The organism is Clostridium psychrophilum, from assembly GCF_018861705.1.
Classification (GTDB): Bacteria; Bacillota; Clostridia; order Clostridiales; family Clostridiaceae; genus Clostridium_AD; species Clostridium_AD psychrophilum.
The window spans coordinates 41,692-54,142 of record NZ_JAHLEC010000019.1 but is presented as its reverse complement, the minus strand read 5'-3'; the positions used below and the strand labels follow the sequence as shown (position 1 = coordinate 54,142).

General features: G+C 30.1%; 11 protein-coding genes. All 11 read right to left on the bottom strand.

The genetic code is table 11. The annotated features are described in order from the left end of the window. Nucleotides 1-215: 215 nt before the first annotated feature. Nucleotides 216-944, bottom strand: a complete 729-nt coding sequence (sigK, locus tag KPL38_RS06565; RefSeq protein ID WP_216288347.1) for an RNA polymerase sporulation sigma factor SigK — start codon at nt 942-944, stop codon at nt 216-218. A gap of 96 nt (nt 945-1,040) precedes the next feature. Beyond that, nucleotides 1,041-2,771: a penicillin-binding transpeptidase domain-containing protein gene (locus tag KPL38_RS06560; RefSeq protein ID WP_216288346.1), complete on the bottom strand. Its 1,731-nt coding sequence runs from the start codon at nt 2,769-2,771 to the stop codon at nt 1,041-1,043. A 60-nt stretch (nt 2,772-2,831) separates the two neighbouring features. After that, nucleotides 2,832-3,467, bottom strand: coding sequence for a uridine kinase (udk, locus tag KPL38_RS06555; RefSeq protein ID WP_216288345.1), 636 nt, complete (start codon nt 3,465-3,467; stop codon nt 2,832-2,834). Continuing rightward, nucleotides 3,467-4,699 (bottom strand): peptidase U32 family protein, encoded by a 1,233-nt coding sequence (locus KPL38_RS06550; protein WP_216288344.1) that lies wholly within the window; start codon nt 4,697-4,699, stop codon nt 3,467-3,469. Before KPL38_RS06550 ends, udk begins: the two co-directional genes overlap by 1 nt. Continuing rightward, nucleotides 4,696-5,364: an O-methyltransferase gene (locus KPL38_RS06545; protein ID WP_216288343.1), complete on the bottom strand. Its 669-nt coding sequence runs from the start codon at nt 5,362-5,364 to the stop codon at nt 4,696-4,698. The genes KPL38_RS06550 and KPL38_RS06545 overlap by 4 nt, the downstream gene beginning before the upstream one ends. Before the next feature lie 171 nt (nt 5,365-5,535). Beyond that, entirely contained in the window at nt 5,536-7,362 is a 1,827-nt protein-coding gene (typA, locus tag KPL38_RS06540) for a translational GTPase TypA (protein WP_216288342.1), read from the bottom strand. A gap of 241 nt (nt 7,363-7,603) precedes the next feature. Further along, nucleotides 7,604-8,056, bottom strand: a complete 453-nt coding sequence (locus KPL38_RS06535; RefSeq protein WP_216288341.1) for a Fur family transcriptional regulator — start codon at nt 8,054-8,056, stop codon at nt 7,604-7,606. 181 nt (nt 8,057-8,237) lie between these two features. Beyond that, nucleotides 8,238-8,495 carry a DUF1292 domain-containing protein gene (locus KPL38_RS06530; RefSeq protein WP_216288340.1) on the bottom strand — a complete coding sequence of 86 codons (258 nt, stop codon included), beginning with the start codon at nt 8,493-8,495 and terminating at the stop codon, nt 8,238-8,240. Nucleotides 8,496-8,566: 71 nt separating this feature from the next. Then, entirely contained in the window at nt 8,567-8,986 is a 420-nt protein-coding gene (gene ruvX, locus KPL38_RS06525) for a Holliday junction resolvase RuvX (protein WP_216288339.1), read from the bottom strand. Between the two features lie 74 nt (nt 8,987-9,060). Next, nucleotides 9,061-9,318 (bottom strand): IreB family regulatory phosphoprotein, encoded by a 258-nt coding sequence (locus tag KPL38_RS06520; RefSeq protein ID WP_071612958.1) that lies wholly within the window; start codon nt 9,316-9,318, stop codon nt 9,061-9,063. 150 nt (nt 9,319-9,468) lie between these two features. Then, complete coding sequence (gene alaS / locus KPL38_RS06515; RefSeq protein ID WP_216288338.1) at nt 9,469-12,111, bottom strand: alanine--tRNA ligase; 2,643 nt, start codon at nt 12,109-12,111, stop codon at nt 9,469-9,471. Nucleotides 12,112-12,451 lie beyond the last annotated feature (340 nt).

Sequence of the window (12,451 nt, the reverse complement as noted above, 5' to 3'; positions counted from 1 at the left end):
GAACGTTATTTTTGCAAAACATAGTAATCCTCCTCTACGTACTGATTTTGATATTATTATATCATAATTACTACGTTTGGAAGTAATTACAAGCTTTTTGTGGGATAATCAGTTTATACAATTATCTTTCGGAAAATATATTGTAACTTTAATTACAATTTGTTGGATACTTTATTATAAATACTTGTGTACAATTTACAATTATACCATAGTTGTTACAATTTTTTATAATTATTTAATGTATTTTTAGTAGTACTATTCAATTCTTTATTAAGTTTCTTTAATGCTCTCTTTTCAATTCTAGACACATACGACCTAGAAATTCCGAGTATTAATGCAATTTCTCTTTGTGTTCGAGGGCTACCATCAATCAATCCATAACGCATTTGAACTATCATTTTTTCCCTATCCATTAAGCATACATTAATCTTATCATAAAGTTTTTTAATTTGAATTTTACTTTCCACTATATCTATAATAGAATCCTCATCGCTGCTTAAAACATCCATAAGAGATATCTCATTTCCTTCTTTATCAATTCCGATAGGATCCTGAAGATATACTTCGCCTTTCGTTTTCTTATTATTACGAATAAGCATAAGTATTTCATTTTCTATGCATCTTGCAGCATACGTAGCAAGCCTTGTTCCTTTGTTTATATCAAATGAATCAATTGCTTTTATAAGTCCTACAGTTCCAATGGATATCAGGTCATCTACATCCTTGCCTGGATAGGAATATTTTTTTACTATATGTGCGACCAGTCTTAAATTTCGTTCAACTAATATGCCTTTAGCAAGTAGATCACCCTCCTTTAACTTTATTAAATAAGATTTTTCATCTTCCTCACTCAATGGCTGGGGAAATGAACTGCTTCCAGTTATATAAGCTGTTAAAAATGTAATATTACCAATCATATTCAATAAACTATTTATGAAAAACACAGATGTTCCTCCTAATAGAGCTTATTAATATAATATGAATTAATTATTCAAAAGTGCATGGACATTCAAATATATATGCTTATCCAATAAATTTATTTAATCAATTATTTTAAGAGAATTGATTACCTTTTTAAAAATTGGGGCAGCCGTACCTCCAGCTTCTTCATCTGCTACCCCTATTACTTTACTGATTTCAATATCATTTACGAATACAACCATAGAATATTTTTTGCCATTTAAATCAAAAAAACCTACAAACCATCCATCAGAGCACTTCTGACTTACTTTTTTCCCATTCACTAATTTTGTTACATAATATGTCGTAGTCCCTGTTTTTCCGCCGATATCCATACCTTTAATGTATGCTGCGTCTCCCGTTCCCCCTTTTTCTTTGTTTACAACATCCATCATATGAAGTTTCACAGCTTCAGCTGTTCCTCTTTTTAATACAGTTGTTGTTTTAGCAGTTGCTGTTTCTAAGACTTTATTATTTTCATTAACATATGCATCTATTATTTTTGGTTGAACATATATTCCATCATTTATAATAGTATTAGGAATACTTAAAGCTTCTAGAGGCGTTATTGTAACATTCTGACCAATAGATGTTTGACTCGTCTCTGCATGAGTCGGATTTAATAAATTCTCTTGGAACTTACCATTGGCTTCTTGCTGAAGATTTAATACCTTGCTTAACATTCCTTGCTTTTGTGCATAGGCATTTATATTTTTAAAACCTACTTTCCAACCCAATTGGGCGAATATGTTATTAGAAGAAACAGTTAATGCATCTGCAACTGTAAATGGACCTCCATTCTTCTTAATAGGTTCTTCTGGAAACAGGGTAGGATTTAATGTGTATTTTTTATTATTATCTATTAAATTTTTATCTAACCCAGCCTCATCAACAATAACTTTAAAAATTGATCCTGGCAAAGCACCATTAGTACCTGCCATTCCTAAATTTGCATTATATGTATTATCATCTTTTTGTGCCATTGCCTTTATTTTTCCACTGCTACTATCCATCAATACTACACCAATTTGATTATATTTTTTATAGTTTTGTTCATGAAGAATATTTTCAACTTTATCTTGAATTTCTTTATCTATGGTAAGTCTTACGTTGATATTGTTTTTAGGTTTAATAATTTTACCTTTAGCTATTTCTCCATTTACTCCCTTAGCAAACATAATTTTCGTATATTCATTATTTTTAGTTTTATTATATATTTGCATCTCTAAGGATTCAGGTTTCTTTAGTACTTCTTTCCCTGACTTATTAAAATATTTTGTATTAGTCAATATATTTTCTATTTTCCAATAATTATTCTTAACCACATCATTTGATTTAAAAGCATAAAACCCTTTTACTTTAGTTATATCTTTAAGCTTATTATAAGTTTGTTCATCAATTTTATATCTTAGTTTCTGACCATTACCATTGCTTTTGATTTTTTCTAAATCATAGTTTTTATTATAGTTTCGTAGTGTAATAGTTAATGCTTCTAAATCATATTTGCTAGTATATTCATTAAATCTTTTATAATCCACTGGATCAATAATCGCATAATAATTCACTTCATAAGATAAGAGGTCACGTCCATTACAGTCGGTTAAACTATATTGAGACCCATATTGTTCGTCTATAGTGTATTGTGCATCTGCCATAGTTTTTAATGGCTTAGAATTAAAATACATGTAACTTGTGATTCTCCAAATTAACAAACAAAATAAAAACATAAATAGAACCATTACAATCCATATTCTTTTTTTTATTTCACTCCTTTGATTTGAATAACCAAATATATTATTTCTACCATTCATAAAAACACCTCACATAGGCTAATTCTAGCCTAAAATGAGATGTTTTATACTTGACACAGATTATTCATGTTTTTTATGTTTTTGCAATATTTGACTTATATTTGCAGTGATTATATCTATAGCTACTTTATTATGACCACCTTCAGGTACAATAATATCTGCGTATCTTTTGGTAGGTTCAGTAAATTGTTCGTGCATTGGTTTAACAACATTTAAATATTGATTAATAACAGATTCAGCTGTTCTTCCGCGTTCCTTAATATCTCTTGTAAGTCTTCTTATAAACCTTACATCTGCATCGGTATCTACGTATATTTTAATATCTAGCATATCACGTAGAACTTTATCAGCCAGTATAAGAATTCCTTCAAATATTATTATTTCTCTAGGTTTCACAGAAACTGTTTCTTTTGTTCTATTAAATATTTCAAAATTATATATAGGTTTTTGAATAACTTTTCCTTTTAAAAGAAGATTCAGGTGCTTTACTATAAGAGAAGTATCAAAAGCATCAGGATGATCATAGTTTGTTTTTATTCTTTCTTTGAGCGAAAGATCACTTTGATCTTTATAATAAGAATCTTGCTCTATCATAGCAATGCATGTATCATCGAACTGCTTATATATTTCTCTAGCAATAGTACTTTTCCCTGATCCTGTTCCTCCGGTTATCCCTATTAAAATAGGACGATTCATTATTTTTTCTCCTTAGACTTAATAAGAATATCATTTTCACAAAGCTTTTCTTTAACATTTATAGTATATAACATTTGAGCACTTGGAGCAGAAGGTATGCTTTCTCCCTTAGAGTTTTTCATATCATTAAGCTTAATTATAATATTATCTCCTAATGGTCTTAATACTTCAACATCATCACAAAGAAATGTTTTATTTCTTTGTTCAATTACTGCAATGTTACTTTCTTCGTTATATTGACGAACAATTCCCACTATATCATAATCTCTAATATAGGACGAGGATTCATATATTTGTTTGTTTGGATCTCCAAAATAGAATCCAGTATAGTATTGTCTATGGCTAGGTTTTAATAGGTTATCCATCCACTTCTTCTGAAATTTATAATGTGCTTTATCAGCTATATACGCATCCACAGCCTCTCTATAGGATTTACACACAGAAGCAACATAGTATGAACTTTTCATTCTTCCTTCTATCTTAAAGGACATTACCCCTGATTCTACAAGCTCTGGTATATGTTCTATCATGCATAAGTCCTTTGAATTCATTATGTAGGTACCTTTATCATCCTCAACTATAGGAAAATATTCTCCATTTCTTTTTTCTTCCATCAAGAAATATTTATATCTACATGGTTGAGCACATTGACCACGATTTGCATCTCTACCCGTCATATAATTTGACATAAGACATCTTCCTGAATAGGACATACACATGGATCCATGTACAAAAGCTTCAAGTTCACAAGTATCAGGTAACTTTGCTCTTATTTCTTTAATCTCACAAAGAGATAATTCTCTCGCAAGTACAATTCTTTTTACCCCTTGTTTATGCCAAAAAATAGCAGACTTGTAGTTTACATTATTAGCTTGAGTGCTTAAATGAATTTCAAGTTGTGGCACAACTTCTCTAGCAGTCATAATGATACCTGGATCAGAAACAATAATAGCATCTGCCCCTAATTCATATACCTCTTTTAAATAATCTTCTAGTCCTTCTAAATCATCATTATGAGGAAAAACATTTAATGTAACATATACTTTTTTTCCTCTCAAATGTGCAAATTCTATGCCTTCTTTTAAATCTTCATTACTAAAATTATCTGCAAAAGCTCTTAAATTCAATTTACTTCCGCCTAAATAAACTGCATCTGCTCCAAAATTTATGGCCGCTTTTAACTTTTCTAAATTACCTGCAGGTGCTAGTATTTCTGGTTTCATTAGTTTCATTCCTCCTTGCTACTTAATGTATTCACTCGCATCGTAACTGATATGCCATCACCCATTGGTATTACAGAAGTTATAAGTTCATCATTATTAGATACTAATTCTAAATAGCTTTTCATGCGTTTTATTATAGTAACTTTTCTCCGTGTTGCGAGTTCTTTCGATGCAACCATTCCTCTAAAAAGTACATTATCTGCAATAAGAACTCCATCTTTATTTAAGAGTCTCAAGCAGTTAGGAAGAAAATGATTATAGTGTGCTTTACCTGCATCCATAAAAATCATATCATATTGACCTTGAAGACTTTCCATAATTTCAAGACAATCTCCTTCTAAAACAGTAATACTACTTTGTAGTCCAGATTTTTCTATGTTTTTGTTTGCAATCTTTACCATCTCTTTATCTCTCTCTATTGTTGTAATTTCAACTAAACCATTGAGAGTTAAGCTCATTAAAATAGAGGAATAACCAATTGCAGTACCTAGTTCCAAAATTTTTTTGGGTTTATTCATAGTTAATACCAGTTGTAAAAACTTAGCAGTTTCTTTTTGAATTATAGGAACTCTATTAAGAAGTGCAAACTCTTCTAGCTCTTCTAATATACCAACATTACTTGGAATTAGTTCTCTTATATATTGTTCCATATAATCATATGTTACTCCACTCATTTAGTCTCCTCCAAATTCAATAACGCAAGTTACTAAAGTCCTTGCGATGTATCTTTAAATAATATGTAAATTAAAAAAGAAAACCTTCCAAATAAATTTTCCGGTTTTCTTTTTTAATAATAAAGCTATTAACTTATTTATTTATTTATTTATTTATTTTGTTTATTTTGTTTATTTTTTTCTACTTCCAGCTCTTTTTCTTTCGCCTGGATCTAATAATTTTTTCCTCATTCTTATATTTAGAGGAGTTATTTCAACAAGTTCATCTAGTGCAATAAATTCTAAACATTGCTCTAGTGACATTGGTTTTACTGGGACTAGTTTTGGTGACTCATCTGCTCCAGAAGATCTAGTGTTTGTTAATTGTTTCTTTCTGCAAACATTTATTTCCATATCGCCACTTCTTGCACATTCTCCAGCAATCATGCCCTCATATACAGCTACTCCTGGTTCAAGGAAAAGAACACCACGATCTTGAGCATTAAATAAGCCGTAAGTAATTGTTTCACCTGATTCATATACAACTAAAGAACCTCTACTTCTAGTTGGAATATCACCTTTAAATTTATCGTAACCATCTAAAACGTGATTCATTATACCATTACCCTTAGTATCGGTCATGAATTCACTCCTAAATCCAATTAATCCTCTTGAAGGAACTTTAAATTCTAATCTAGTGTATCCGTTTATTGCAGAAGTCATATTTACCATTTCTGCTTTTCTAGGTCCTAATTTTTCCATTACAACACCCATAAATTCTTCTGGTACATCAATTGTAAGGGACTCAATTGGCTCTAATTTGTGACCATTTTCTTCTTTATATATAACACTTGGTTGTGAAACTTGGAACTCATATCCTTCACGTCTCATAGTTTCAATTAAAACTGATAGATGAAGTTCTCCTCTTCCACTTACAGCAAAGCAATCTGCTGCTTCTGTTTCTTCTACTCTTAAACTAACATTTGTTTCAAGTTCTTTTGTAAGTCTGTCTCTTATATGTCTTGATGTAACAAATGTTCCTTCTTGACCAGCAAAAGGAGAATTATTAACCATAAAATTCATAGTTAATGTAGGTTCATCAATTTCAACAAATGGAAGTGCTTCTGGTGTGTTTACATCTGATATTGTTTCACCAATGTTAATGTCTGGAATACCTGAAACTGCAACTATATCACCAAGGATTGCTTCTTCTGTTTCTTCTCTCTTAAGACCATTATATACATAAAGGCTTGAAACTTTAACATTTTTTACTGATCCATCTTGTCTCATAAGAGCAACTTGCTCATTTCTTTTGATTTTTCCTCTTTCAATTTTACCTATTCCAATTTTTCCAACATACTCATTATAATCAATAGTTGAAACAAGCAATTGAAGTGGCATATCTAAATAACCTTCTGGTGCTTTTACATTTTTTATTATAGATTCAAACAATGGTTCCATATTATCACTTGCATCATCAACTTCAAGCTTTGCATAACCTTCTCTAGCAGAAGCATATACAATTGCAAAGTCTAACTGTTCATCAGTTGCACCAAGCTCAACAAATAAATCAAAAACTTGATCAAGTACTTCAGTTGGACGAGCATCTTTTCTATCAATTTTGTTAATAACAACTATTGGGTTAAGGTTTAATTCTAATGCCTTCTTTAGAACAAATTTTGTTTGTGGCATTGGGCCTTCATATGCATCAACTACAAGAAGTACACTATCAACCATTTTTAGTACTCGCTCAACTTCTCCACCAAAATCTGCATGACCAGGAGTATCAACTATATTTATTTTAATTCCTTTATGCATTACTGCTGTATTTTTAGAAAGGATTGTTATTCCTCTTTCTTTTTCTAAATCATTAGAGTCCATTACTCTTTCTTGTACTTTTTCATTTGCCCTAAAAATATTGCTTTGTTTAAGCATTGCATCCACAAGGGTTGTTTTGCCGTGATCTACATGGGCAATTATTGCTATATTTCTAACGTCATTTCTTGTAAATAAATTCATATTAATCCTCCAATTTTTTTCGTGTGTTTACACATTTTACACAAACGAAAATTGGATACGTCGTTAAGTACCCAATTTTCGCATTTACTATACTTATTCTAATATTATCTTGCAAAAAAGTCAACTATAGTCTATTATTCTTTATTAATAAAGGATAAATTAACTTTTATTGTACCATTAAATTTGTTTTTTCATAGTATTATCCCACATAAATTCAAAAATTGCATCTTTATTTCGCTTATTATTTACCTAAGCACTTATCACAAACACCATAAAATTTTAAACTATGATCTTCAATCTTAAAATTATATTTTTTTTCAACGCTTGCTTCTAGTTCTTCAAGTGAATCTCCCTGTACCTCTAATACTTTACCACACCGATTACATATTAAGTGATGGTGTTGGTGATGTTCATCTTCATGGTTAAGTTCATACCTACTGCAACCATCATCCAAATCAAGCTTTCGAATTACACCCATTTCTTCTAAAAGTTGAACCGTTCTATAAATTGTAGCCAAACCTATTTCTGGGCAGTCAATTTTAACCAAATCATATATTTCTTCCGCTGTAAGATGACTACCTTCACTCTTAATTATACCATTTAAGATAGCTCTTCTTTGTGGAGTTAACTTATATCCCTCTTGTTTTAAAGATTCTTTTAGACTCTCAACACTTTCTGGAGATACTTTTGACATATATATACCCCTTTTCTACAACTAACGTTTAACACCATAGTAAATAATGTTTACTGTATATATAATAATACTTTATTGCTATGTTGTCAATTGATAATCATTTAGTTTTAAGAAAACAGATTAATCAGGTTAAATTTATATTTAAAATGCTTATTAAAAAAGTATTGATTTAAAAAACAATTTACATTTCGCCTTCAGTAATTGCATCATAAGCTTCTGAAATCATTTCAAATTCTTCATCCTCTTCGATTGTAACTAATATATCATTACCATCTGCATCCTTATCAATTCTTAGTGCAATTGCATCAATATCCTCTTCTCCAGTTGGTGCAACTATAACATACTCCCTATCTTCAATATCAAGTTTAGTTAGTACATCAAATTTTATTTCTTTACCATCTTCATCGTACAACAATATTGTATCAACGTTATTTTCCATTTTATTTTCTCCTTCCAAAATATATAATTATAATATTGTAGTTCAAATTCTATATTATATAGATATTATTTTTATAAATGTGTACCTAAACTATCTAAATATCCCTGTAAAATAAATGTTGCAGCAATTTTATCCACAATTTTTTTCCGTTTTGATCTGGATAAATCGCCTTCAAGCATTACTCTATTAGCAGCTACTGTAGTTAATCTTTCATCCCACATTTCAACTTCTAAATTTAATGTTTCCTTAAGCTTCTCACAAAAGCGCTGAACCTTTTCTCCTTGTGGTCCTATAGTACCATTCATGTTTTTGGGGAGTCCTGACACAAAACTTTCTACATTATATTGTTTACAGATTTTATTGATTTCTTCTATGTCTATTACTATACTTTTTCTTCTAATTGTAGTAATGCCTTGTGCTGTTAATCCTAAAGGGTCGCATACAGCTACCCCTATTGTTCTATCTCCAATATCTAAACCTATTATTCTCATGTTAATACTCCTTTAAGAACCGCCTATTTGATTTGATCATTAAATTTAAAAAATAAAATGCCCTTATGGGCATTTTATTTTTTAATATCTAGATAAGATTTTAAAACTTCTTCAAGTATTTCATCTCTCTCTAGCTTTCTTACTAACGCTCTTGCTCCATTGTAATTCGTTATATATGTTGGATCTCCAGAAATTAAATATCCTACCATTTGATTTACCGGGTTATAACCCTTTTTTATAAGAGAATTATATACATCGGTTAAAATAGTTTTTGTTAAATCCTTTTTATCTTTTACAAAATCAAATTGGACTGTATTTTGATTGCTATCCATTATATACACCCCTTCCTTGTAATAAAATAAGCACTGCAATTACACTACTCAAATTTATTAGAAAATCACTTTATAATATCCTTTCATATTAACGATAATACAAAAACTTCTTACTAGTTATATTATAAAACAACTATTACAAAAAGTATACTATTTTACTAATCTTTCAATTATAGAACATACATTATCTATTGCTTTATCTAGTTTTTCAGGAAGTTTGCCACCAGCCTCAGCCATATCAGGTCTACCTCCACCGCCACCACCAGCAATTTTAGCAACTTCTTTAATTATTTTTCCGCAGTGTATACCTTTAGCTGTTGCTGACTTAGATGCCATTGCAACAAATTGTACTTTCTTATTTATGTTGCTTCCTAATACAACTACACCGTCTCCAAGTTTATCACGAAGTTTGTCAGCTAAATCTCTTAAAGCATCTGAGTCCATGTCTTTAACTGTTCCACAAATTACCTTGACACCATTAACCTCTTTAATATTATCTAACATCTCGTCTACTGAAGAACTAGCGAGTTTCCTTTTTAGTAATATTATTTCCTTTTCTTTATCTTTTAATTCATCTAATTGAGTTTGTAATTTATTTATTATATCTTTCTCAGAACATTTTAATGTATTAGATATATCTTTTAACAAATTATCTTTATCCTCTACATATTTTATACATTTGTTTCCTGTTATAGCTTCAATTCTTCTAACACCTGCAGCTACCCCTGTTTCAGATAAAATTTTAAATAATCCGATTTCACCTGAGTTATTTACATGAGTACCCCCACATAATTCTTTACTATAATCACCTACAGACACTACTCTAACATCATTTTTATATTTTTCATCAAATAGAGCTATAGCTCCACTTTTTTTAGCTTTTTCTATTGTCATTACATTAGTCTCAACATTAGAAACCTTCATGATATTGTCATTGACAATCTGTTGAACTTTAATAATTTCTTCTTGCGTTAGTGCAGAAAAATGAGTAAAATCAAATCTTAATTTGTCTTCATTTACGTAAGAACCTGATTGATGAACGTGCTCTCCTAAAATTTGTTTTAATGCTTCTTGTAGCATGTGAGTTGCAGTATGGTTTTTACTAATCGCAGATCTTCTATTCTTATCAACCTTAAGTGTTACTAGTTCATCTGCTAACAATGTTCCTTTAAGTATTTTAACAAAGTGTACTATCTTACCTGCTGCATTTTTCTTGCAATCATAGACTTCAGCTTTGAAATTATCATTAAATATTGTTCCTTTATCTCCAATTTGTCCACCCATTTCAGCATAAAAAGGTGTAACTTCAGTTACAATAATTCCTTTAGAGTCCTTAGATAATTGCGTAATAATCTCTTCTCCATTAATTAAAAACTTTACCTTTGATTTTAGTTCAACTCTATCATAACCATCAAACTTTGTTTCTATGCTTTTAGGGATTAAATTCAATGCATTTTCTCCGTTACCCATATAATTTGACTGTCCCCTAGCATCTCTTGCTCTTTGTCTTTGGTTTTGCATTTCAATGTTAAATCTCTCTAAATCAATTTTTATTCCTGCATCCTGCAATATTTCTTCTGTAAGTTCATATGGGAAACCATATGTATCATATAATTTAAAAGCTTTATCTCCACTTAAAATCTTATTATCATTACTTTCAAGTTCTTGTATATAAACTTTTAATTTATCCATGCCAGAATCTAATGTCTCTAAAAATCTTTCTTCTTCAATTTTTATAATTTTTTTTATATATGAAGATTTTTCTTTTAACTCTGGATATGCTTTACATGAATTTTTGATAACTGTAGCACAAAGATCATGTAAAAAGATGTTTTTAATTCCAAGTAGTCTACCATGCCTTGCTGCTCTTCTAATTAACCGTCTAAGAACGTATCCTCTGCCCTCATTAGAGGGAAGGACACCATCACTTATCATGAATGTTGTGCTTCTAACATGATCTGTTATAATTTTTAAAGATATGTCTTGTAAGTTGCTTTCACCTAATTTCACACCTGAAACCTTCGAAACTTCTTCTAAAATACTTTTTATTGTATCTATTTCAAAAATACTATCTGTACCCTGCATTATTGCAGATATTCTCTCAAGACCCATTCCTGTATCTATATTTGGATTTTTTAATTTGTTGTAGTTACCTTTCTCATCTTTATTAAATTGAGTAAACACTAAATTCCAAAACTCTATTACTCTATCTTCATTGCCAGCTTTAATAAAGTCATTTTCAGTTCTTATTTGTCCTAGTTCTGCAAAACGATCATAATGAAGCTCTGAACTTGGTCCACAAGGGCCTTGACCTATTTCCCAAAAATTTTCTTCTTTTCCTAGTCTGAAAATACGTGAAGGATCAATATCAGTTTTGCTCCATTCATTAAATGCCTCATCATCTTCTGAATATATAGTTATGTACAAATTTTCTTTTGGTATGTTTAAAACCTCTGTTACATATTCCCATGACCATGGAATAATCTCTTTTTTAAAATAATCGCCAAATGAGAAGTTACCAAGCATTTCAAAAAAAGTACCATGCCTTGATGTCTTGCCTACATTTTCAATATCTCCTGTTCTAATACATTTTTGACAATCAGTTATTCTAACATTAGGTGGTGTTTTAATTCCAGTAAAATATGGTTTAAGCGGTTGCATGCCTGCGTTTACAAGTAATAAACTGCTATCATTCTTTGGTACTAGAGGAAAACTTTCTAATCTAAGATGTCCTTTACTCTCAAAAAAGCTTAGAAAAGATTCCCTAATTTCATTCAGCCCTAATTTTTCCATAATATCTCCTCCGATTAATTGTATATGCATAAATATAAAAAAACCTTCATTTCCCTAAAACAAGGGACGAAAGTTTTCCGCGTTACCACCCTAATTATATTACTTCATAATTAAAAATTATTAATTATCAAACAATATCTCTCAACAACATAAGGTTCAAAGATAGCTTCAATATATATATATCAAGAAGTTTACACCATCCACTTCCTCTCTAAATGATTAAACATATTTACTAATTCTTATCATTACCTAGTATAACCTATACTTATTATGAATAGAATGTTTTCTCTTAACAACTCTACATAGTTAAATTATAAATAATAATATAAATGTTGTCAAT